This window comes from Streptomyces sp. NPDC005775 (genome assembly GCF_042871565.1).
Lineage (GTDB): Bacteria > Actinomycetota > Actinomycetes > Streptomycetales > Streptomycetaceae > Streptomyces.
This window is the reverse complement of record NZ_JBIAIU010000001.1, coordinates 230,396-252,237: the sequence shown is the minus strand read 5'-3', so window position 1 is coordinate 252,237 and position 21,842 is coordinate 230,396. Positions and strand designations below refer to the sequence as shown.

General features: G+C 73.3%; 18 protein-coding genes. 15 read left to right on the top strand and 3 right to left on the bottom strand.

Annotated elements, in window-relative coordinates:
- Nucleotides 1-4: 4 nt before the first annotated feature.
- The 4 genes from ACFYPA_RS01160 (at nt 5) to ACFYPA_RS01145 (ending at nt 4,146) form a co-directional block, all read left to right on the top strand.
- Nucleotides 5-439 (top strand): GPW/gp25 family protein, encoded by a 435-nt coding sequence (locus ACFYPA_RS01160; protein ID WP_359080016.1) that lies wholly within the window; start codon nt 5-7, stop codon nt 437-439.
- Nucleotides 436-2,415, top strand: coding sequence for a putative baseplate assembly protein (locus ACFYPA_RS01155; RefSeq protein WP_389128619.1), 1,980 nt, complete (start codon nt 436-438; stop codon nt 2,413-2,415). The genes ACFYPA_RS01160 and ACFYPA_RS01155 overlap by 4 nt, the downstream gene beginning before the upstream one ends.
- A 4-nt stretch (nt 2,416-2,419) precedes the next feature.
- Nucleotides 2,420-2,986 carry a phage tail protein gene (locus ACFYPA_RS01150; RefSeq protein ID WP_359080019.1) on the top strand — a complete coding sequence of 189 codons (567 nt, stop codon included), beginning with the start codon at nt 2,420-2,422 and terminating at the stop codon, nt 2,984-2,986.
- Between the two features lie 431 nt (nt 2,987-3,417).
- A complete protein-coding gene (locus ACFYPA_RS01145; protein ID WP_359080021.1) occupies nt 3,418-4,146 on the top strand; it encodes a discoidin domain-containing protein in 729 nt (242 codons plus the stop codon).
- Nucleotides 4,147-4,183: 37 nt separating this feature from the next.
- Here ACFYPA_RS01145 and ACFYPA_RS01140 read toward each other — a convergent pair whose 3' ends face one another.
- Complete coding sequence (locus ACFYPA_RS01140) at nt 4,184-5,383, bottom strand: four-carbon acid sugar kinase family protein (RefSeq protein WP_389128615.1); 1,200 nt, start codon at nt 5,381-5,383, stop codon at nt 4,184-4,186.
- 187 nt (nt 5,384-5,570) lie between these two features.
- On the opposite strand from ACFYPA_RS01140, the gene ACFYPA_RS01135 reads away from it, so the two are divergent.
- From ACFYPA_RS01135 to ACFYPA_RS01115, 5 genes are all read left to right on the top strand, one after another.
- Entirely contained in the window at nt 5,571-6,023 is a 453-nt protein-coding gene (locus tag ACFYPA_RS01135; protein WP_359080025.1) for an NAD(P)H-dependent oxidoreductase, read from the top strand.
- Nucleotides 6,024-6,411: 388 nt separating this feature from the next.
- Nucleotides 6,412-6,939 carry a GNAT family N-acetyltransferase gene (locus ACFYPA_RS01130; RefSeq protein ID WP_389128611.1) on the top strand — a complete coding sequence of 176 codons (528 nt, stop codon included), beginning with the start codon at nt 6,412-6,414 and terminating at the stop codon, nt 6,937-6,939.
- A 147-nt stretch (nt 6,940-7,086) separates the two neighbouring features.
- Nucleotides 7,087-8,490, top strand: a complete 1,404-nt coding sequence (locus ACFYPA_RS01125; protein WP_359351832.1) for a hypothetical protein — start codon at nt 7,087-7,089, stop codon at nt 8,488-8,490.
- Between the two features lie 105 nt (nt 8,491-8,595).
- Nucleotides 8,596-9,843 carry an AAA family ATPase gene (locus ACFYPA_RS01120; protein WP_359351828.1) on the top strand — a complete coding sequence of 416 codons (1,248 nt, stop codon included), beginning with the start codon at nt 8,596-8,598 and terminating at the stop codon, nt 9,841-9,843.
- Entirely contained in the window at nt 9,840-11,087 is a 1,248-nt protein-coding gene (locus tag ACFYPA_RS01115; RefSeq protein WP_359312024.1) for a VWA-like domain-containing protein, read from the top strand. The genes ACFYPA_RS01120 and ACFYPA_RS01115 overlap by 4 nt, the downstream gene beginning before the upstream one ends.
- 12 nt (nt 11,088-11,099) lie before the next feature.
- Here the strand turns inward: ACFYPA_RS01115 and ACFYPA_RS01110 are convergent, their stop codons facing one another.
- Nucleotides 11,100-11,699 (bottom strand): TetR/AcrR family transcriptional regulator, encoded by a 600-nt coding sequence (locus ACFYPA_RS01110; RefSeq protein ID WP_359080035.1) that lies wholly within the window; start codon nt 11,697-11,699, stop codon nt 11,100-11,102.
- A 241-nt stretch (nt 11,700-11,940) separates the two neighbouring features.
- On the opposite strand from ACFYPA_RS01110, the gene ACFYPA_RS01105 reads away from it, so the two are divergent.
- The 6 genes from ACFYPA_RS01105 to ACFYPA_RS01080 all read left to right on the top strand — a co-directional run bounded on the left by ACFYPA_RS01105 (nt 11,941) and on the right by ACFYPA_RS01080 (nt 20,101).
- Nucleotides 11,941-12,498 (top strand): (2Fe-2S)-binding protein, encoded by a 558-nt coding sequence (locus ACFYPA_RS01105; protein ID WP_389128607.1) that lies wholly within the window; start codon nt 11,941-11,943, stop codon nt 12,496-12,498.
- Nucleotides 12,495-13,487, top strand: coding sequence for a xanthine dehydrogenase family protein subunit M (locus ACFYPA_RS01100; protein ID WP_359351821.1), 993 nt, complete (start codon nt 12,495-12,497; stop codon nt 13,485-13,487). Before ACFYPA_RS01105 ends, ACFYPA_RS01100 begins: the two co-directional genes overlap by 4 nt.
- Nucleotides 13,484-15,646, top strand: a complete 2,163-nt coding sequence (locus ACFYPA_RS01095; RefSeq protein WP_359351818.1) for a xanthine dehydrogenase family protein molybdopterin-binding subunit — start codon at nt 13,484-13,486, stop codon at nt 15,644-15,646. The genes ACFYPA_RS01100 and ACFYPA_RS01095 overlap by 4 nt, the downstream gene beginning before the upstream one ends.
- Nucleotides 15,639-16,772, top strand: a complete 1,134-nt coding sequence (locus tag ACFYPA_RS01090) for an XdhC/CoxI family protein (RefSeq protein ID WP_359080042.1) — start codon at nt 15,639-15,641, stop codon at nt 16,770-16,772. Before ACFYPA_RS01095 ends, ACFYPA_RS01090 begins: the two co-directional genes overlap by 8 nt.
- A gap of 267 nt (nt 16,773-17,039) precedes the next feature.
- Nucleotides 17,040-17,849, top strand: a complete 810-nt coding sequence (locus ACFYPA_RS01085) for an NPP1 family protein (protein ID WP_389128604.1) — start codon at nt 17,040-17,042, stop codon at nt 17,847-17,849.
- A gap of 62 nt (nt 17,850-17,911) precedes the next feature.
- On the top strand, nt 17,912-20,101 hold the full coding sequence (locus ACFYPA_RS01080; RefSeq protein ID WP_389128601.1) for an alpha-galactosidase: 2,190 nt from the start codon (nt 17,912-17,914) through the stop codon (nt 20,099-20,101).
- A gap of 15 nt (nt 20,102-20,116) precedes the next feature.
- Here ACFYPA_RS01080 and ACFYPA_RS01075 read toward each other — a convergent pair whose 3' ends face one another.
- Nucleotides 20,117-21,784, bottom strand: a complete 1,668-nt coding sequence (locus ACFYPA_RS01075; protein WP_389128599.1) for an IclR family transcriptional regulator C-terminal domain-containing protein — start codon at nt 21,782-21,784, stop codon at nt 20,117-20,119.
- Nucleotides 21,785-21,842: the final 58 nt, after the last annotated feature.

The window sequence follows — 21,842 nt, the reverse complement described above, 5'->3', positions numbered from 1 at the left end:
CGGGATGGGACAGCAGTTCATCGGAGCCGGCTGGGCCTTTCCGCCCCGCACGGACGCCACCGGGTCCATCGCGCTGGTGCGCGGCGAGCGGGAACTGGAGGAGTCGATCCGGCTGATCCTGGCGACCTCCCCCGGCGAGCGGCCGATGCGGCCGGAGTTCGGCTGCGCCGTCAACGACTACGTGTTCGCCCCCGCGGACGCGGGGACGGCCGGCCAACTCGCCTACGAGGTACGGCTGGCGCTGGAGCGCTGGGAGCCCCGGATCGAGGTCGCCGAGGTCACCGTGCGGTTCGACGAGGCAGACGACGGAGTCCTCTACATCGACATCGGCTACGCGGTACGCGGCTCCAACGACCCCCGCAATCTCGTCTTCCCGTTCTACGTGATCCCGCAGCACGCCCAGGAGACGAGCCCCGACGACGAGGAGGCCGGCGCGTGACGCTGCCCAGTCCCCATCTGGACGACCGCCGCTTCCAGGGCCTGGTGGACGAGGCCAAGCGCCTGGTCCAGCAACGCTGCCCGGAGTGGACCGACCACAACGTGTCGGATCCGGGCGTCACCCTCATCGAGGCGTTCGCCACCATGGTCGACCAGCTCGTCTACCGCGTGAACCGGGTGCCGGAGAAGAGCTACCTCACCTTCCTCGACCTGATCGGGGTCCGGCTGCACCCGCCCACGGCCGCGCACACCGACGTGACGTTCCGGCTCTCCGCGCCCCGGCCCGACCCGGTCGTGGTGCGGGCCGGGACGGAGGTCGCCACCGTGCGTACGGAGACGGAGGAGGCCGTCGTCTTCACGACCGCCGAGCAGCTGACGATCACCCCCTGCGCCTTCGCCCATCTCGCCACCTGGCCGGTGTCGGGGGAGGCGGCGGACCGTACGGAGGAGCTGGCGATCGGGCGGGACGTGACGTGCTTCGGGGCGACGCCCGCGCCCGGCGACTGCCTCTATGTCGGCCTGTCGGCCGCGGTGCCGGCCGGCGTCGTCGCCCTGCGGCTCGACTGCAGGGTCGAGGGAGTCGGGGTCGATCCGCTGCGGCCGCCATTGGTCTGGGAAGCCTGGGACGGCAACGTCTGGACGGCCTGCGAGGTCGAGAAGGACGACACCGGAGGCTTCAACCGGTCCGGCGAGCTGATCCTCCACCTGCCGAGGACGCACACCCCGGCGGCCCTCGTGCGACGCACCGGGGGCTGGCTGCGCTGCCGCCTCATCGAGGCGGAGGACGGCAGACCGACCTACCTGGCACCGCCGGTCGTCCGCCGGATCACCGCCTTCACCATCGGCGCCACCGTGGCCGCCGAGCACGCCGAGACCATCACGGACGAGGTGCTGGGCGCGGCGGAAGGGGTTCCCGGACAGACGTTCGTGCTGGCCCGTCCGCCCGTGGTGCCGGGCGACTTCGTGGTCGAGGTGGCCGACCCCGCCGGCGGACCGGACCCGGAGTACACCCGGTGGAGCAGGGTCGACGACTTCGCGCACTCCGGACCGGAGGACCACCACATCACCCTCGACCCGAACACCGGCCGGGTCGAGTTCGGCCCCGCCGTACGGGAACGGGACGGCTCCGTACGCCACTACGGCGCGGTCCCCGCGAAGGGCGCCACCGTCCGGGTCCGGTCCTACCGCACGGGCGGCGGACTGCGCGGCAACGTGGCCAGGTCGACGCTGAAGGTGCTCCGCAGCGCGATCCCGTACGTGGCACGGGTGGAGAACCGCCGGCCGGCCCTCGGCGGAGTCGACGGCGAAAGCGTCGACAGCGCCCGGGTGCGCGGGCCGATGACACTCCGCACCCTGCACCGTGCAGTCGTCCCGCACGACTACGAACTCCTCGCCCGCGACATCGCGCCCGACGCCGCCCGCGTGCACTGCATCCGCGCCGGCGGGAGCGAGGACGGGGACGATGACGACGGCTCCGCCCAGGGGGTGCGGCTGCTCGTCGTCCCGGCCGGACGCAGCGACGAGCAGGGCAGGATCGAGTTCGACGAACTCGTCCCTCCCGCGCACACGCTGCGCCTCATCGCCGGGCATCTGGAGGCCCGCCGCCCGATCGGGGCCCGGCTCGTCGTCGAGCCGCCGTTCTACCAGGGAGTCACCGTCGTCGCCTCGGTGCAGGCCGAGCGCGGCGCGGTCGCGGAACGCGTACGGGAGGCGGCGCTGGCCGCGCTGTACGGGTACTTCAACGCGCTGTCCGGCGGGCCCGGCGGACAGGGCTGGCCGTTCGGGCGGCCGGTCCAGTCGGGCGAGGCGTTCGCCGTGCTCCAGCGAGTGCCCGGGGTGGACCTCGTGGAGGATGTACGTCTCTACCGCGCCGATCCGGTCACCGGTGAACGCACCGACGCCACCGCCAAGATCCCACTGGACCGGCACGCGCTGGTCTTCAGCTACGAGCACCAGCTCCGGGTGAGGGGAGCCTAGGCCCATGCGTACAGGTGTCACCGGACTTCCGACCCCGCACCCGTTGATCGACCAACTGCCCGCCGTCTACCTGGAGCAGGACTTCCTCCGGCGGTTCCTCGCCGCGCTGGACGACGTGCTCGCGCCGGTCCTGCTCACCATCGACAACCTGCCCGCCCATCTGGACCCGCGCAGCGCCCCCGAGGACTTCCTCGCGTGGCTGGCCCAGTGGGTCGCGGTGGAGCCGCACGAGGACAGTCCGGTCGAGCGGCGGCGGGACACGGTACGCGGGGCGGTCGCCCGTCATGCCCGGCGCGGGACCGCGGCCGGTCTGGCCGACGCCGTACGGCTGGAGACGGGCGCGGAAGCCGAGATCAGCGAGAGCGGCGGGACGGCGTGGTCCACCGGTCCGCACACGGTGCTGCCCGGCCGGGCACGCCCCTGGGTGACGATCCGGGTCAGGGAACGGCCGGGGCAGGGGATCGACCGGGTGCGGCTGGAGGAACTCATCGGCACCGAGGTCCCGGCCCACGTGGGTTACACGCTGGAGATCCTGCCTCCGGCCGGAAACGCGGGAGGCGGTGCGCAGTGATCTGCGAGACGTGTGGTCACCGGAACGCGGCGGGGAGGGAGTTCTGCGCCTCCTGCGAGGCGTTCCTGGCGTGGGAGCCGGATGGGACGGACGGGGCGCAGCCCGGCCCGGCGGGCCCGGGCAGACCCGAGCCCGTGGCGCCGGCGGGCGGCCGACAACCCGCTCCGCCGACCGCTGTTCCGCCGACCGCCCTTCCCGTCGCCCCCTCTGCCGCCGCTCCGGCACCCGGTCCCGTACGGAACCCCACCGCACCGGCCACTCCAGCGCCCTCTCTGCCACGGCCCTCTCCGCCGCCCCCTCCTCAGCCGGCGACGGCCGCTCCACGGCGACCCGGGGACGCCCCGGACGGGCCCGCCCCCGGCCCCGACGCGTGGGCGCCCGGGCAGGAACCCGGCGCTCCCGGCCCCCCGGGCCCGTCGCCCGGCGCCCCCGTGGTCTGCCCCAACTGCCACGCCGAGAACGCCCCGGAGCGCGCCCTCTGCGTACGCTGCGCGCTGCTCCTCGACCCGGGGGCTCCTCCCGGCATCCGCCCTCCGTGGTGGCGCAGGATCCTGCGCCGGGGGCCGGGGAAGGTCCATGCCGCCGGCGCGCGGCCACGGCGGGGGCGGCGCAGGCCGCGGGTCGCCCTGCCGATCGTCGCCCTTCTCCTGCTGGCCGGAATCTGGTTCGCGCTCCCGCACCTCTCCGGCCTGCTCGGCTTCGCCAAGGAGGAGACGGGGGCCCCGGAGGCGGTCGTCCCCTCCACCTTCCTGAGCTCCAGCGCGGCTTCGGGGCACCCGGCGAGTTCGGCCTTCGACGGGTTCAACAACCGGTACTGGGCCCCGCGGGAGAGCGGCGACGGCGTGGGCGAGTACCTGGAGTGCGCGTTCCAGCAGCCGGTCCGGCTGATGAAGATGGTGGTGTTCTCCGGCACCTCGGCGCGGAAGGACGAATTCCTCACACAGGCCAGGCCGGCGCGGATCACGGTCGTCCTCACCTCGAAGGACGGCGAGGAGACGAAACGGTCGATCCGGCTGGCGGACCAGGCGGGTCAGCAGACCTTCGACGTGCGGGGATCGGAAACGGTCGGCGTGCGGCTCACGGTCGATGCCGCGTACGGCGCCGGCAAGGGGCGCCGGGTGGCCGTGGCGGAGGTCGAGTTCTTCGGCCACGAGTCCTGACGCCCGGGGTGCGGCCCCGACCGCGGTAGCGGTGCCGTCAGGGACGGTTCGCGTCGGTCCGGCCTGCCGGATGCCGGACGAGGCGGCACAGGCGCAGGAGCAGCTCGTCGTCGCCGAAGCCACCCGCCTTGATGAGGACGGGGAGTGAGTGCGGCACGGCCGGGGTTCCGCGGGCGACACCGGGCTCGGGTTCGTCGAGCAGGTCCACACGGTCGATGCCGATGGCCTGGAGCACGGTCGTGGCGGTCTCACCGCCGGTCACGACGAGCGCGTCGACCAGCCGCTCCTCCGCCAGAGCTCGTACGACTGCGGCCAGGGAACGGGCGAGCGCTCGCGCGGTTCGTGGCGTCCGGCGTTCGTCGGGTGTCTGCAGAGTGAGGACGGGGGACGTCAGGGCGCGCAGTGCTTCCACCGTCGGCGCGGGGTCGTCGCCGACAGTGAGACCCCGCACGTCGGCCTGCGCCCGGAGCGCGGCCAGTTGGCGCCGCGTCGCAGGGTTGGCGCTGCCGACGACGACGAGGGGGCGGCGAGCCGGTGCGGGTGTGCGGACCATCGCTCGGTCACTGCGTGCGCACCGTCGTGCCAGGGCGGCCGCCAGCCCCGGGGAGCCGACCCACAGCACGTCGTCGAGGTGCGGGACGGCCGCCACGAGGCGGTCGAGGTCACCGTCCGTCGCCGCCGAGCACACGATCAGGGCGCCTCGGTCGATCAGTCCGGGCAGTGCGGCCGCCCGTTCCGGTCCGAGCGGAACGGCGTCCGGGAACACCGCGGTGAGATCCGCGCACCGCACCGGATGCACGGGGTCACGGGAGAACTCGCTCTCGTGGACCGGTACACCCCACACGTACTGGACCGCTTCCCGCGTCACCCTGCCCTCCGCGGGGAAGGCGGGAGCGATGACGACGGCTCGTCGCCGCGATCCCGCCCACGCGGCCCGGACCTCGGCCGCGACATGGCCGCGCAGGGTCGAGTCCACCGTCTTGAACAGGAGCGCGGAGCCGGCGAACAGACGGGCGGCCTGCCCGGTACGCGTTGCGGCGGAGGACTCGTCCAGCAGCCGGGTCCCGAGGTCGACAGCGGTCACGCCCGGGGCCTGCGGGAGTGCAGTCGCCGGGGTGGACAGGAGGATCCGCGCCTCATGGCCGGTCCGGCGGAACGGGGCGGCACCGTCCCCGGCGCTGGTGAGATCGTCCGCGAGGATGCCGATGTCCTGCCGGGCGGCCTTGCCGGATGTCATGCCGTACCTCTCCGTCGACCACTGATGTGTGCATGGTCGATGACATCGAGGGCGCGGGGCAATCGCTTCGGCAGACGGGACTCGGTGCCGCAGCGAACTGACCAGCACCGGCCGCGGTGCACCCGTGCCCGCCGTGTGGCGCGGACCGCGCTTGCGGCGGCGGTGCGGTCACGGCAGGGTTCCGGGTGTGGCTACCTTGTTGATCGTGCACCACACGCCCTCGCCGAACTGCCAGGCACTGTTCGAAGCCGTCGTCTCCGGCGCGACCACGGACGAGATCGAGGGCGTCCGGGTCGTACGGCGCGCCGCGCTCGCCGCGACGGCGTCCGACGTGCTCGCCGCCGACGGCGTTCTGCTCGGGACCCCGGCGAACCTCGGCTACATGTCGGGCGCCCTCAAGCACTTCTTCGACCAGGTCTACTACCCGTGTCTGGACGCCACGCAGGGCCGCCCCTTCGGGTACTACGTACACGGCGGCAACGACGTCACCGGCGCGGTGCGGGCCATAGAGTCGATCACGACGGGTCTGGGCTGGCGCCGTGCGGCCGACGCCGTGACCGTCACCGGTGAACCCGCCAGGTCCGACATCGAGGCGTGCTGGGAGCTCGGGGCGACCCTCGCCGCCGGTCTGACGGATTGATGGTCCGAACGCGTTCCCTCCCTCTGCGTTCTGAGCATCGAGACCCGGCACCGCGGCCTTCGTCGGCTCGGCGGCCGCCGTCTCCCCGGACGATGAGCGGGCGGCGTTGCTCAGTGGCCTCGGCCTTCCGGAACAGCCGCTGGCCGAACTCTTCGCGATGACGCAGCCGGAACAGCACCTGGAACGGGCACTCGCGGCGGGCGAAGCGGCGCTCGACGATGGCCCATGCGAAGGTGCGACGGTCCTGCTGGATACGATCGCCAAGGCGGCGAAGGCGTGCAACCCGCTGTCCGCTCGGGCGAGATGGGCCACGGCCAGGCGAGGGGGACGGCTCGTGAGACGCCCGGGCCGGCCGATTCATCCGACGCACTGTGACGAGGATCAGCCCATGGGAAACAGCACCAGGATCCGCCTGATCGACCCCGGCGATGCCGCCGCGATCGCCGCGCACCGGGTGCGGGACTTCGAGGCCTTCCGGCGGTGGGAGCCGGCGCAGCCGGCCGAGTTCTTCACCGAACAGGGCCAGGCGACCCGGATCGACAGCCTGCTGGCCGGATACCGGGCGGGCACGCTCTGGCCGGGCGTGGTGCTCGCCGACGACCAGGTGATCGGACAGATCACCGTCGGAGGCATCCTGCCGCAGCCGCACCTGCGCCGCGCTTCCCTCGGCTACTGGATCACCGGTCCCGCCCAGGGCCGAGGGCACGCAGGGCGCGCCGTCGGGCTCGCAGTCCGGGTGATGACGGACGACCTCGGGCTTCACCGCGCCGAGGCGTCGACCAATCTGGAGAACCTGCCGTCGCAGCGGGTGCTGCGCCGCAACGGGTTCAGCCCGTACGGCGTCGCGCACGCCGCGATCCTCCTCGACGGGAGCTGGCGGGACGGGCTGCTGTGGGAGCGGATCCTCAGCGACTGAGGAGGGGCACACCGATGCTCCGGGGGGTGGGGGAAGGGCCGCGCGAAAACACCTGGCGAGCACGGGGGCGGGCCGCTAGGCTGCCTCGCGATGACGACACACACGAATCACAGATCGGGGGGACCCGTCCGCGCAAGGTGAGTGCTGATGCTCACTGAGAACGCGAATCGGGACCCTTTCCTCTCCTTCTGGCTGCGCGTGCGCGAGTTCGCCGTGCCGCCCTCCATGATCGAGACCGCGACCGCCCGCCGCCACACCGGCGACTGGGCAGGTGCCTGCGCTGCCGCGCGCATCGACGTCGATCTCCCATTGCGCTCGCTGGCGCGCACCCACGGCCGGGAACTCAGCGCCCGGGTACGGGCCGACCTGCGGCACCTGGTGCCGGATCTGCTGCGATGGCACCTGCCGAGGATCGCTCCGCACGGGCTGCTGCGCCCCGGGCTGACGATCGCTCTGGCACGGTACGACGCCGGAGAACCGGACGCCCCCGGCCACCCCGTGCATCTGGTGGTGCGGACCCCGCCCGCCTGGGCCGACGCCGGACAGCGGATCAGCCTCGCCCTCTGGGACGGAACCCGCTCCGAGGCGGGCACCCGCCGCCATCCGCACCCCCGCCCCAGCCGGCGCTTCCGCCTCGACCTGCATCGCCACCTGTGGGACGCGCGCCGGACGGGCGAACTGCTCGCCCGGTCCGGAGGGGACGGCCCCCGCGCCGACGCCGTCGACCCGGCCGTGTGGGACCAGGTGCCGCCGGGGCGCCGTTGCGCCGCCGGACGATGGGCGGCCGAGGCGGCCCTGCTGCTGGAGGACGGGGGGCCGGCCGCCGGAACCTTCGTCGTGCGGCTCGGGGGCCGGCACCGGCTGCTCCTCGAACTGGACGCGGACGGCGACGGCCCCGGCCCGCCCGCGCTGCGGATCGCGGAGGCGTCCGCGGAGGGCGCCGGTTCCGTGCTGCCGGTTCTGCCCGACGCCGCGACCTGGGCGCTGCCCGACCTGGAGCTGATCCGTAGCGGGGTGTTCGAGGCCGACCGGCTGCACCCGCTGGTCGTCCGGGCGTTGCTCCCGGAACATGTGCCGGCCGGGCCCGCACCGGTTCCCGACGCGGCCGGACAACCACGCCTCGTGGAGTGCCGTGGCGCGCGGCACCGGATCGGCCTCGTCGACGGGGCGCTGGCCCCACTCGACCACGACCCGGCCGAGCTCCGACGCGAGGAACTGCTCGCCGCCCTGACCGGCACACCCATGCCCTGCCTCCAGGCCATCGACGAGGCCCACCGCCGCCCGGACTGCCTCGCCGGTGTCCGTGAACGCCTGGACCACGGCGACATCGCAGGTGCGCTGGCTGTCGTCGAAGGCCTGCTGGGCCCCGGTGCGATCCTGCGCGGAGGCCCGCTGCGGGACGAGCTGGAAACCGCGGCGCGGCGGCGGATCTCCTACGGACTGTTCCGGGCGGACCTCGCCGGGTCCGGGGCCCGTCAGCCCCGTCCGCAGCTCCGGCGCTCCCGGGACCGCCGCCCGTTCCGGCGTCCGTCGCACGCGACCGTCCGCTGACTTCAGAACGCCTCCATCCACGTGTTCTTCCGCTGACCCGGGGGCCGTCGTCCCCGCGCTCCAGGCCGTACCCACGCTCGTACCGAGACCCTCAGGTGATCACACATGCCCACACGCACCCTTCCCGCCCCCGCCCACGGTCCGGCTTCCCCGCTGGACGTCGCCGGCCAGCTGATGGCCCTCCTGCGGGACACCACCACCGAACCGCGCCCCGACACCCAGCTGGAAGCACTCACCCTGGCCGTCGCCGCCGACCTCCCCGTACTCCTGTGGGGCGAGCCGGGTATCGGCAAGAGCGCGGCCCTCACCCAGCTCGCCGAGTCGCTGGAACTTCCGCTGACCACGGTCATCGCCAGCGTCCACGAGCCGTCCGACTTCTCGGGGCTGCCCATCGTCGGTGACGATCCGGCGGAACAGGGTGTCCCGATGGCACCGCCGGACTGGGCGGTGCGCCTGGTGCGGGCCGGCCGTGGGCTGCTGTTCCTCGATGAACTGTCCACCGCCCCGCCCGCCGTACAGGCAGCCCTGCTCCGTCTCGTGCTGGAGCGACGGATCGGCGCGCTCCAGCTCCCGCCGGGTGTGCGCATCGTGGCAGCCGCCAACCCCCGCTCGTCGGCGGCCGACGGCTGGGAGCTGAGTCCGCCGCTCGCCAACCGGTTCGTGCATCTCCAATGGGTCCACGACCACGACGTCGTGGTCCGCGGCCTGGGCGGGACGTGGCCGCGGGCGACGCTGCCGCGGCTAGCCCCCGAACGGCTGGCGCAGGCCGTGGACTTCGCCCGCCGGGCGGTGTGCGGCCTGCTCGCCGCGCGCCCCGCACTCGTCCACCGGCTGCCCAGCGGGGAGACGCGCCGGGGCGGAGCCTGGCCCTCGCCTCGGAGCTGGGAGATGACGCTGCGCCTGATCGCGTTCGCGACGGCGGCCGACGTCTCGCGCGACGTGCTCTCCCTGCTGGTCAGGGGCACGGTGGGGGACGGGCCGGGGCTGGAGTTGCTCGCGAGCCTGGACCGGATGGACCTGCCGGACCCGGAGGCCCTGCTCGCCGACCCGGCGGGCTCCGACCTGCCCGAACGGGGGGATCTGCGCCAGGCCGTGCTCGACGGCGTGGTGGCGGCGGTCCGCCGGACGCCGGAGAAGCCGCGCTGGGACGCGGCGTGGGCCCTGCTGGTCAGGGCGCTGGAGACCGGGGCACCGGATCTGGTCGTCGTCCCCGCGATGACACTCGCCTCCCTGCGGCAGCAGGACTGGGACGTGCCGGAGGCGATCGAGGCCCTCGCCGGAACGGTGTCGCTCTCCCGGCGCGCCGAGCAGGCGGCGGCCCGTGCCGCGGTCGCCACCAAGGCCGGCCGGTGACCCGGGGCGCACCCGGGGCACTGGACCTCGACAAGCTCTTCGCCGCCCGGCTGCAGGCGGCCCGGGCCCGTCCCTACCTGGCGACCGCGTTGTACGCCCTGCACACCGTGGAGTCCCGGCGGGTTCCGACGATGGGCGTCGACCGGCACTGGCGGTGCTACGTCTCGCCCGCCTTCGTGGACCGGACACCGGTGGAGGAACTCGCCGGCGTATGGGTGCACGAGGTGTCGCACCTCCTGCGCGACCACCACGGGCGCAGCGACCGCTTCGTACGGGCACACGGTCCGGCCGGTCCGGCTGAGCGGCTGCGGATGAACATCGCCGCCGACTGCGAGATCAACGACGACGTGTTCGGTGACGGACTGGTCCGGCCCGCAGGGGCCGTGGAGCCGCGGCATCTGGACCTGCCCGAGGGGGAGCTCATGGAGGACTACCTGCGGCAGTTCCGCCTCGGACCGCGTACCGAGCACCTGGCCTGGCTGGACTGCGGAAGCGGTGCCGACGGGCTGGAACGCGAGTGGGACCTGGGGCCGGACGGCGCACACGGCCTCAGCGAACAGGAGCGGGACGCGGTGCGTTTCCGGGTGGCCCAGGGCATCATCGGCCGGCCGGGGAACGCCTCGAAGGGGTGGCGTAGATGGGCGCAGGAGGCGTTCCACCCACCCCAGCCCTGGCGGCAGTTGCTGGGGGCGGCGCTCCGGTCGGCGGTGTCGGGGCCGGGGGCGGGCGAGGACTACACCTACGGCCGTCCGGCCCGGCGTGCGGCCGGGGTGCCCGGCGTCGTGCTGCCGAGCCTGCGGCGCAGGCCGCCCCGGGTCGCGGTGGTCGTTGACACGTCCGGTTCGGTCAGCGATGCCGAGCTGGGCAGCGCGCTGCTGGAGGTCGCCGCCATCTCCCGTGCCGTGGGCGGCCGGCGTGATCTGGTCACCGTCCTGGCGTGCGACGCGGCGACCCGGGTCGTGCACCCTCTCTGCCGTGCCGAGGGGATCGGGCTGGTCGGCGGTGGTGGCACGGATTTGCGCGCGGGCTTCGCCAAGGCACTCCGTTCGCGGCCCCGGCCCGACGTCATCGTGGCCCTCACCGACGGTCAGACCCCCTGGCCGAGCACGCCACCGCCGTGCCGGACGGTGGTGGGCCTGTTCGACCGGCCGCAGGCGCGGGGATGGGACGAGGATTCCGAGTACGTTCCGGACGCACCACCCGTGTGGGCACGCACGGTGGTCATCGGGGCGGCTGCCGCGTGAACCGAACGGGGTCTACGGCTGCGCCGTCGCTCCGCCCGGACCGGGCGCCCCCGCCCGCAGCCCGTCCATCACCAGGTCGAGCAGGCGGGCGGCCTTCGGCTGCCAGTCGCTGTGCGGGTCGAGCTGCCAGAGGCCGGCGATGGCGAGCAGGAAGTCGTCGTGACTCACCCCCGGGCGGATGGTGCCCGCCTCCTCGTTCGCCCGCAGCAGGAGCGTGAGCCCGCGGGTCACCGGACCATGGCCCAGTTGCTTCAGGCTGCCGTAACTTCCGGCGGTCGCGCGCAGGGCGACGGCCAGACCCGCCTTGGCCATGGCGTACTGCGCCAGCCGGTCCATCCACTCACGCAGCGCCCGGTCGGGCGTACGGGTCCTGAGCAGTTGGGCCGCGGTGTCGGCGACCTGTTGCATCTCGTAGCGGTAGACCTCCAGGACGAGCGCCTCCCGGTTGGGGAAGTTGCGGTAGAACGTCCCCTGGCCGACACCGGCCTTCTTCGCGATCGCGCTCACCGGCGCGTCCGCCGCCCGGGTCAGCTCCACCAGCGCGACCGCGAGGATGCGCTCACGGTTCCGTTGGGCGTCCGGACGCTGAGGCGTGCTCTTCTCCTCGTCCACGCCTCCTCCTTCCCGGAACACGGCCACGACGGTCTTGCTAAGCGGACAACTGTCCACTAGGTTCGACAGATAAGCGGACACCTGTCCGTTTCCCCCATCCTAGCGGTAGATCCGGCCAATGTGGCCGACCGGTGTGCCCGGTCGCCTGCCCCCACCCGCACCGCCCTCTCGCTCCGCTGCCGGTACGGCTGCCGGGAGCGTCTCGTTCGACGCGCATAAGCAATGCGAAAGAAGGCTGATCATGGCCCCATCGACGTCCAGTGCCATCACCCTGAACATCAATGGCGAAAAATACACGTTGCCCGTCGACCACCGCACCACCCTGCTCGACGCCCTGCGCGAGCGTCTCGATCTGACCGGCACCAAGAAGGGCTGCGACCAGGGGCAGTGCGGTGCCTGCACGGTGCTGCTCGACGGCCGGCGGGTCGTCTCCTGTCTCCAGCTCGCGGTCGCGGCCGAGGGGCGCGCGATCACCACCATCGAAGGCGTCGCCGACGGCGACCGGCTGCATCCGGTGCAGCAGGCCTTCCTCGACCTCGACGGCTACCAGTGCGGCTACTGCACCCCGGGCCAGATCTGTTCGGCGCTCGCGGTGATCGAGGAACACGCGGCGGGATGGCCGAGCGCCGTGACCGACGACGTACGGCCGGAGGCGGGGGTGCCCGCTCTCACCGCGGAGGAGATCCGGGAGCGGATGAGCGGCAATCTCTGCCGCTGCGGCGCCTACATGTCGATCGTGCAGGCCGTGGCGCGCGCCGCCGAAGAGTCGGCGGCCGACGCCGAGGAGGCCGTCGCATGAGGGAATTCTCCTACCGGCGCGCTCTCGACGTCTCCGGGGCCGTGGCCCTGCTCGCCGAGGACCCCGGCGCCCGCCTCCTCGGCGGCGGCACCAACCTCGTCGACCTGATGAAGGCCGGTGTGGAGCGGCCGACTCTCCTCCTGGACGTCCAGGAACTCCCGCTCGGCGACATCGTGTTCACGCCCGACGGCGGACTGCGGATCGGCGCGACCGTCACCAACAGCGACCTCGCCGCCCACCCCGAAGTCCGCCGGCACTACCCGGCTCTGGCGCAGGCCGTGCTGGCCGGAGCCTCCGGACAGCTGCGCAACATGGCCACCGTCGGCGGAAACCTGCTCCAGCGGACCCGCTGCGGCTACTTCGCCGACCTCGCCAAGCCGTGCAACAAGCGCACCCCCGGCAGCGGTTGCCCCGCACGGGTGGGCGAGCACCACAACCACGCGATCCTCGGAGCCTCCGAGCACTGCGTGGCGACACACCCTTCTGACATGGCGGTCGCGCTCGCGGCCTTCGACGCCGTCATCTCGTACGAAACGGCCGACGGCCCGGGCGAGTTGCCGCTGGCCGACTTCTACCTGCCCGTGGGGGAGACCCCGCACATCGAGACGGCCCTTCCGTCCGGGGCGCTGATCACCGGTGTGACCGTGCCGCCCGCCGCCGTCGCCGCGCACTCCCGCTACCGGAAGGTGCGGGAGCGGGCCTCCTTCGCCTTCGCCATCGGCTCCGTCGCCGCGGCGCTCGACATCGAGGACGGTGTCGTACGCGAAGTGCGCCTGGCCCTCGGCGCGGTGGCGTCCCGGCCCTGGCGGGCCCGCGTGGCCGAACGGGCCCTGACCGGCGGCCCGGCGGACGCGGAGGCGTTCGCCGCGGCGGCGGACGCCGAACTGGCGGCGGCCGAGCCCCTTGCGGAGAACGGATACAAGGTGACCCTGATGCGCAACCTCGTCACGGCCGTGCTCACCGAACTCGCCGAGGAGGCCACCCGATGACCACCACGACCGAGAACAGCACGGTGACGGCAGCGGTCGGCTCCGCCCGTACGCGCGTGGAGGGCAGGGAGAAGGTCACCGGCGCGGCCCGTTACGCCGGAGAGATCCCCTTCGCCGAACTCGCCCACGGCTGGCTGGTGCTGTCAACCGTGGCCCGTGGGCGGATCCGCTCCGTGGAGGATGCTCCGGTCCGGGCCATGCCCGGGGTGCTCACCGTGCTCCACCACGAGAACGCGCCGCGTGTCGACACCGCGTACATGGGCATGCTGGGGCCGCCCAACCCGGTGGTCGGGCTCTTTCAGCACGACCGGGTGCCCTTCATGGGCTGGCCCGTCGCGCTGGTCGTGGCCGAGACGTCCGAGGAGGCCAGGGAGGCCGCCGAGGCGCTGGTGGTGCGGTACGACGAAGAGCCGCACGATGTGGGGTTCCATGCCGCACACTCCGGTGCGTACGTTCCCGGGGCGAACGCGATGGCGCAGGCGGAGACGGAGAAGGGGGACCTGGAGGCCCGGCTCCGGGAGGCCGCCTTCGTCGTGGACGAGGAGTACTCCACCCCGGAGGAGCACCACAACTCCATGGAGCCGCACGCGGCTACGGCCCGGTGGGAGGGCGGCCGGCTGGACGTCCTCGACTCCAACCAGGGCACCTTCTGGGTGGCGAGCGAACTCGCGTCGCTCTTCTCCCTCGATCCGGCCTCGGTCCGGGTGCGCTCCGAGCACGTCGGCGGCGGCTTCGGATCGAAGGGCCTGGCCCCGCACCAGGTGGCCGCGGTGATGGCCACGACGCTGCTCCACCGCCCCGTCCGCGTGGTACTGACACGCCGTCAGATGTTCTCGCTCGTCGGATACCGCAGCCCCACCGCGCAGCGGGTCACGCTCGGCGCCGACGCGGGCGGCCGGCTGCGGGCCTTCGACCACCAGTCGACGAGCCTCACGTCGACCGTGCACGAGTTCGTCGAACCGGGCGCCAGTGTGGGACGCACCATGTACGACGCCGACGCCCATCGCACCGGGCACCGGCTGGTGCGCCTCGACGTGCCGACCCCGACCTGGATGCGGGCGCCGGGTGAGACGCCCGGTTCCTTCGCCCTCGAATCGGCCATCGACGAGCTGGCCGAGAAGTGCGGCCTCGACCCGGTCGAGCTGCGCAGGCGCAATCAGCCCTCGGTGGGTCCTGTCTCGGGGCTGCCCTTCAGCCGCCGCAACCAGCTCGCCTGCTTCGAGGAAGGCGCCCGCCGCTTCGGCTGGGCGGGCAGGGACCCGCGTCCCGGACTGCGCCGCGAGGGACGCTGGCTGCTCGGGACCGGTATGGCGGCGGCGTCCTTCCCCGCGGGCGTCGGCCCGTCCACGTCGGCCGTGACCGCGGAACAGGACGGCAGCTTCACCGTACGGATCAACGCGGCGGACATCGGGACGGGTGCGAGGACCGCGATGCTCTCGGTCGCCGCGGACGCGCTCCGGGTGGACCCCGCCCGGATTCGCGTACGCCTCGGGGACAGCGACCTCGGCCTGGCGTGGATCGCCGGAGGGTCCATGGGCACGCGCTCCTGGGCCTGGGCGGTGCGGCTGGCCGCGGACGAACTGCGCGAACTGCTCGCCCTCGGGGGTTCCATTCCGCCGGAGGGCCTCACGACCCGCTCGGACACGAGCGACGCCATCGGAGCCCTGGCGCAGAAGGAACGGCACGCCTACGGGGCGCAGTTCGCCGAGGCCGCCGTGGACGTCACCACCGGCGAGGTGCGCGTGCGCAGGTTGCTGGGCATCTTCGCCGCCGGCACCATCGTCAACCCGCTGACCGCGCGCAGCCAGCTCGTCGGCGGAATGACCTGGGGGCTCTCCATGGCCCTGCACGAGGAGGCGGTCCGCGACGCGGCATCCGGCGGATACGTCAACGGCGACCTGGCCGGCTACCACGTCGCCGCCCACGCCGACGTGGAGCACGTCGAGGCGGACTGGGTCGACGACCACGACCCGGAGGACCCGGTCGGGATCAAGGGCATCGGCGAGATCGGCATCGTCGGTGTCGCCGCCGCGATCGCCAACGCCGTGTGGCACGCGACCGGTGCCCGTCACCGCCGCTTGCCGATCCGTCCCGACCGCGTCCTCGCGGCTGCGGAAGAGGTACGACAGCGGGCTGCGGAGGAAGCCCGGGGTGCTTGACATCGCGGAGGCCCTGCACCGCTGGTCCCAGGAGGGCCGCGACTTCGCCGTCGCCACCGTGGTCGCTGTCGACGGCAGCGCGCCACGGGCCCCGGGCGCGGCCCTCGCCGTCGACAGCGAAGGCACCGCCATCGGCTCGGTCTCCGGCGGCTGTGTGGAAGGTGCCGTGTACGAACTGTGCGTCCAGGCGCTGCGGGACGGCCGGACGGTACGGGAGCGGTTCGGGTACAGCGACGAGGACGCCTTCGCCGTGGGACTCACCTGCGGCGGCGTCATCGACGTCCTCGTCGTGCCGGTCCGCTCCGAAGAGCCGGTGCTGCGGGCGGCGTTGTCGGCGGCCGGCCGCGACGAGCCGGTGGCGCTCACCCGGGTGGTGCGCGGGCCGGACGCATTGCTCGGCCAGGCATTGCTGGTCAGGGGCGACGGATCGTACGAGGGCAGCCTCGACGGACCTCCGTCCCTGGACGGCAGGGCGGCAGCCGAGGCCCGGGCGCTCCTGGACGCAGGCCGCACGGGCACCGTGGAGATCGCGGAGGACGGGACGAGCTGCCCCGGCGGCCTGACGCTGTTCGTGGAGTCGAGCGTGCCGCCGCCCCGGATGATCGTGTTCGGCGCGGTGGACTTCGCCACGGCACTGGTGCGGGCGGGCAAGTTCCTCGGCCACCACGTGACGGTGTGCGACGCCCGGCCCGTCTTCGCCACCCGCGCCCGCTTCCCCGAGGCGGACGAGGTGGTGGTCGACTGGCCGCACCGGTACCTCGCGGGCACCGTCACCGACGAGCGCACCGTCCTGTGCGTGCTCACCCACGACGCCAGGTTCGATCTCCCGCTCCTGGAGGCGGCGCTGCGCCTGCCGGTCGCGTACGTCGGCGCGATGGGCTCGCGCCGCACGCACGAGGACCGCAACCAGCGGCTGCGCGAAGCCGGTGTGTCCGAGGACGAGTTGGACCGCCTGCATTCCCCGATCGGCCTCGATCTCGGCGCCCGTACGCCGGAGGAGACCGCCCTGTCCATCGCGGCGGAGATCGTGGCGGAGCGCCGGGGAGGCACGGGCGCTCCGCTCACCGGGGCGCGGACGCCCATTCACCACGATGTCGACGGCGGGCTGCGGGCCGCGCTGCGGTGAATGACGGCGGATGCGGTTGAGTGCCGTCATGGTCGAAGCCGCGTTCATCGAGACCGTCGGGTAGCACCTCCGCCACGCGCTCGGGCCCGCTCCCGCGTCCCGTCCGGCCGTCCTCCTGGACGTGCCGGACGGGACGGACTTCCGGGAATTCGCCGATGCGCCGGCCGCACAGCGGCCCACTGCTTCGTGGACTGCGAGTGACGGATGCCTCGGCGGTGACCGGAGCCGGGTGCCACGGGGTTCCGCAAGCTTCGACATGGGCATGCCATGGCATGGCTCGGTCCGGCAGGCGTGAACCTGGAGGCAGCAGTGAAGAACAAGGGACGGCTCCGTAAGGCTTCTCTCACCCTGGCAGCCGCCGCGGTACTGGTCGTCGCCGCGTCCGGCGACGCGTTCGCCGCCGTGCCGGGCGCGCTGCCCGCGAACGCCGACGGGCTGGAGCAGACCTTCCAGCCCGCGTTCGACTACGACGGGGACGGCTGCTATCCGACGCCCGCCATAGGCGCCGACGGGGCCATCGCTCCGGGACTGAAGACCACGGGCGCCGTCAACGGCAGTTGCCACGACTCCTGGGACCTCGACAACACCAACGGCTACGCGCGCTCCCTGTGCAACAACGGCTGGTGCGCCATCATGTACGGCCTCTACTTCGAGAAGGACCAGGCCGTGGCCGGAAGCGGTCTCGGCGGACATCGTCACGACTGGGAGCACGTCGTGGTGTGGGTGCAGGACAACGAGGCGAAGTACGTCTCCACCTCCGCCCACGGCGGCTTCAACGTGTACGGCCGCGACGGGATGCTGTGGGACGGGACGCATCCCAAGGTCGTCTACCACAAGGACGGGATCGGGACGCACTGCTTCCGCCGCGCGACCACGGGCGACGAGCCGCCGGAGAACCACTACCACCAGTGGCAGTTCCCCGACCTGGTCGGCTGGAACGGCTACCCCGCCGGCATCCGGGAGAAGCTGGTCCAGGCCGACTTCGGCAGTGCCGTCTTCGGTCTGAAGGACGGCAACTTCGCCGCCCACCTGGACAGGGCGAAGCCCGCCGGGATTCCTTTCGACCCGTACGCCTGAGCCGCCACCGCGGGGGCGGCGAGGCGCATCGCCGCCCCTCCCGTACCGAGAGGACACACGGCATGACCCGCAGCACCGCCCGCATCGCACACCTGCGCGCGGCAGGGGTGAGCTTCGTCGTCGAGCTCCGCACCCCTCTGCCCCGCGTCCTGCACTGGGGCGAGGACCTCGGGGAGCTGGACGACGAGGGTCTGGCGTCCCTGGCACTCTCGGCGGACGCCGCCTCGCTCCATTGCGCGCTCGACGAGCCACGGCAGTTCACGGTCTGGCCCACCCAGGCCGACGGCTGGTCGGGCACCCCCGCCCAGGAGGGTCACCGGGCCGGGACGGCCACCACGCCCCGCGTCGCGATGACCGGTGCCGAGGAGAGGCCGGGCGCACTCGTCATCGCACTCCGGGACGCCGACGCCGGACTCGACCTCACCCTCACCTACCGGCTCGACCCGTCCGGCGTCCTGGGCGTGCGCACCCGGATGTCCTCCCCGGCCGACGCCCCCGGCCCCGCCCCGTACGACCTCGCCGCCACCACCGCCCTGCTCCCGCTGCCGAACCGCGCCCAGGAGGTCCTGGACTTCACCGGCAAGTGGTGTCGCGAACGCACTCCGCAACGCGGCCGGCTCGCCTTCGCCGGCCATGTCCGCGAGGTCCGCAGAGGACGCCCCGGGCTGGACGCGCCCCACCTGCTGACGGTCGGTGTGCCCGGTTTCGGATTCCGTACGGGCGAGGTCTGGGCCCTGCACGTCGGCTGGAGCGGCAACCAGCGCTGGCTGGCCGAGCGGCTGCCCGAGGGCGCCGGGGTGCACGGCGGCGTCCTGGGCGGGGGCGAGCTCCTCTCACCCGGAGAGATCCGGCTCGCTCCCGGCGACAGCTACACCTCGCCCGAGTGCTGGTTCGCCTGGTCCGCCGAGGGCCTGGACGGTCTCGCCGGCCGCTTCCACACCATGCTCCGCTCCCGCCCCGGGCACCCGTCGTCGCCGCGTCCGCTGACGCTGAACACCTGGGAGGCCGTCTACTTCGACCACCGGCCCGAACGGCTCCTCGCACTGGCCGACACCGCCGCGGCCGTCGGCGTGGAGCGCCTGGTCCTGGACGACGGCTGGTTCCTCGGCCGCCGCGACGACACGGCGGGACTCGGCGACTGGACGGTCGACCCGCAGATGTGGCCCGACGGGCTGACCCCGCTGGCGGACCGGGTGCACGACCACGGCATGCAGTTCGGGCTCTGGGTGGAGCCGGAGATGGTGAACCTCCGCTCGCGCCTCGCGCGTGAGCACCCAGAGTGGATCCTGGGCCCGTCCGTGGGTCTGGGCCCGAGTTCCCGCCATCAGTACGTGCTGAACGTGGCGCACGAGGAGGCGTTCGCGTATCTGCTGGAGTCGCTGGACGCCCTGGTTGACGCGTACGGCATCGACTATCTGAAGTGGGACCACAACAGGGAACTGCACGAGGCGGTCCACCGCGGCGCGCACGGCGGTGACCGGCCGGGCGTGCATGGGCAGACCCGGGCCCTGTACCGGCTGATGGACACGCTCAGGTCCCGCCGGCCCGGCCTGGAGATCGAGTCCTGCTCCAGTGGGGGCGGACGCGTCGACCTCGGCGTCCTCGCCCGTACGGACCGGGTGTGGGCCTCGGACTGCAACGACCCCGTGGAGCGCCAGGCCATCCAGCGCTGGACGGCGCAGCTGCTGCCGCCCGAGCTGATCGGCGCCCATGTCGGCGGGCCGCGCAGCCACACGACGGGCCGGGTCACCGACGACTCGTTCCGCCTGATCACCGCGCTGTTCGGACACGCGGGCATCGAGGACGACCTGACGGCACGCACACCCGCGGAGCGGGAGGCCCTGGCCCGGTGGGCGGCGCTGTACAAGGAGGTACGAGGCCTGCTGCACGGCGGACGGGTCGTCAGGGCGGACCTCGACGACGAGGCGACGTACCTGCACGGAGTCGTCGCCCCGGACGCCGGCGCCGCGCTGTACTGCTGGGCGCGTACGGAGACCTCCGCGCCGGCCCAGTCGGGGCGCGTCCGCCTCCCCGGCCTGGCCCCCGGCCATGGCTACCGGGTCCGCGTCCGCACCGAGGCCGGACTGCCCTCCATGCACCAGGTCCTCGCCCCGGCCTGGTACCGGGCGGCCGTCAAGGGCTGGGTACCGATGGCCGGCACGGTACTGACGGGCGCGGGACTGCCCATGCCGACGCTCAACCCGGGGCAGGCGCTGCTGATCGAGGTCGCCGGACCGGAACCGGCGAGTTGACCTCGCCCCCGGACGTCACATCGCCGGCACGCGGACGTACCGTTCGGTGATGTGCAGGTCGGCCTCGATGCGTCCGACCGCCTCGCGCAGCCGGGGCAGCACGTCCGTGACGCACTCCTCCAGGGTGCGGCTGCTGCTGTGCATGGCCACGTTGACCGCCGCCACGACCGTGCCGCGACGGTCGTGGACGGGGACGGCGACCGAACGCAGCCCCACCTCCAACTCCTCGTCGACGAGCGCGTATCCGTCGGCCCGGGCCCGGTCCAGGGTGGCGCCGAGCTCGTCGGGAGACAGGACGGTGTACGGGGTCAGGGCGTGCGGTCGTGTCCGCGCGAAACGGCTCTCGCGCTCCGCCGGCGGCAGGGCGGCGAGCAGGACACGGCCCATCGAGGTCGCGTGCGCGGGAAAGCGCGTGCCGACCGTGATGTTGACGTTCATGATGCGCCGGGTCGCCACGCGTCCGGTGTACTGGACGTCGTCGCCGACGAGGACCGCGAGCGAGGCGGAGTCCCGGACCTGCCCGGTCAGCGCGGCCAGGTGGGGCTGGGCGATCTGCGGCAGCGTAGCGAGGGACAACGGCGGGTAACCCAGGGCCAGTACGCGCGGGGTGAGGTGGTACGCCCGGCCCCGTGCGGTGACGTAACCGAGGTGCTCCAGGGTGATCAGAGCCCGCCGGGCGGTCGCCCTGGCCAACCCCGTTCCCCGGGCGACCTCGGCCGACGTCAGGGCGTCCCGGCCCTCGCCGAAGGTGGCCAGGACGGTCAGCCCGCGTGCGAGCGACTCGTTGAACCCGCGGCCCAGTTCCTGCTTCGAGGCGCCGGTCCAGGAGGCCAGCGGGGCGGGGGAGTCGGGGGCTGCGGCGGGCGGGGCTCGGTGGAGGTCCTGCTCCATGGCCGCGGCGGCCGCCAGCACCCGGGGCAGCAGGGTGTCGCGCAGCGAGACCGCGGTGTGCCGGCTGGTGTGGCTCACGACGCTGACGAGACACACCACCGCACCGTCGGAGGAGCGGACCGGCACGGCGAGGGCGACGAGGCCGGGCTCGATCAACTGGTCGTCGAGAGCCCAGCCGTCGTGGCGCGCCCGCTCCGCGCGCGCCACGAAGTCCTTCTCGTCCGGAGGCGTGTGGGGAGGGGCGGCCGTGAAGACCAGACCTTCCGGGTCCGCGGCCTGCCGCTCCCGCCACCGCTGCCACTCGCTCGCGTCCCAGTCGGCTGCCAACAGGGGTCCGGGAGCGGTGCGTTCGGCGGGCAGCAGATCCCCGATGCGGAAACTCAGCGACATCGCGCGACGCCGGGTGGCCTGATGGATGAAGCGGATGCCGTCGCCGTCGCCGACCGCGAGGGACACCGACTCGTCGAGCTCGTCGGCCAGGGCGTCGGCATGCCGGCCGAGCAGCGACGGGAGACGGAGGGCGGAGAGATAGGCGTTGCCCAGTTCCATCAGGCGCGGAGCGAGCGTGACGTCGCGTCCGTCCACCCGTACGTACTCCATGCGGGCCAGGGTCGCGGTGATCCGGTCGACCGTGGACCGGGCCAGGCCGGTGGCGCGCTCGATGGCGCTCGGGCTCATCGCCCCGCCCTCGTCGGTGACCCGGCGCAGGACCGCGATGCCGCGCATGAGCGGGGCGACGGCTTCGGCCGGTTCCGGCGACTCGGCCGGCTGGAGCAGGTGGGTCGGTGGCATCGGCTCTCCGTCGTGCGTCGTGGGAACACAGTAATGAACACCGCCCGGCTGCGGTGGA

Bases quoted from the DNA above. Each gene is read 5' to 3' on its own strand.
- ACFYPA_RS01120 (WP_359351828.1), top strand. From the start codon at position 8,596: ATGCCCACACGCACCCTTCCCGCCCCCGCCCACGGTCCGGCTTCCCCG.
- ACFYPA_RS01125 (WP_359351832.1), top strand. From the start codon at position 7,087: ATGCTCACTGAGAACGCGAATCGGGACCCTTTCCTCTCCTTCTGGCTG.
- ACFYPA_RS01130 (WP_389128611.1), top strand. From the start codon at position 6,412: ATGGGAAACAGCACCAGGATCCGCCTGATCGACCCCGGCGATGCCGCC.
- ACFYPA_RS01140 (WP_389128615.1), bottom strand. From the start codon at position 5,383: ATGACATCCGGCAAGGCCGCCCGGCAGGACATCGGCATCCTCGCGGAC.
- ACFYPA_RS01100 (WP_359351821.1), top strand. From the start codon at position 12,495: ATGAGGGAATTCTCCTACCGGCGCGCTCTCGACGTCTCCGGGGCCGTG.
- ACFYPA_RS01080 (WP_389128601.1), top strand. From the start codon at position 17,912: ATGACCCGCAGCACCGCCCGCATCGCACACCTGCGCGCGGCAGGGGTG.
- ACFYPA_RS01085 (WP_389128604.1), top strand. From the start codon at position 17,040: ATGGCATGGCTCGGTCCGGCAGGCGTGAACCTGGAGGCAGCAGTGAAG.
- ACFYPA_RS01095 (WP_359351818.1), top strand. From the start codon at position 13,484: ATGACCACCACGACCGAGAACAGCACGGTGACGGCAGCGGTCGGCTCC.
- ACFYPA_RS01105 (WP_389128607.1), top strand. From the start codon at position 11,941: ATGGCCCCATCGACGTCCAGTGCCATCACCCTGAACATCAATGGCGAA.
- ACFYPA_RS01160 (WP_359080016.1), top strand. From the start codon at position 5: ATGGGACAGCAGTTCATCGGAGCCGGCTGGGCCTTTCCGCCCCGCACG.
- ACFYPA_RS01150 (WP_359080019.1), top strand. From the start codon at position 2,420: ATGCGTACAGGTGTCACCGGACTTCCGACCCCGCACCCGTTGATCGAC.
- ACFYPA_RS01075 (WP_389128599.1), bottom strand. From the start codon at position 21,784: ATGCCACCGACCCACCTGCTCCAGCCGGCCGAGTCGCCGGAACCGGCC.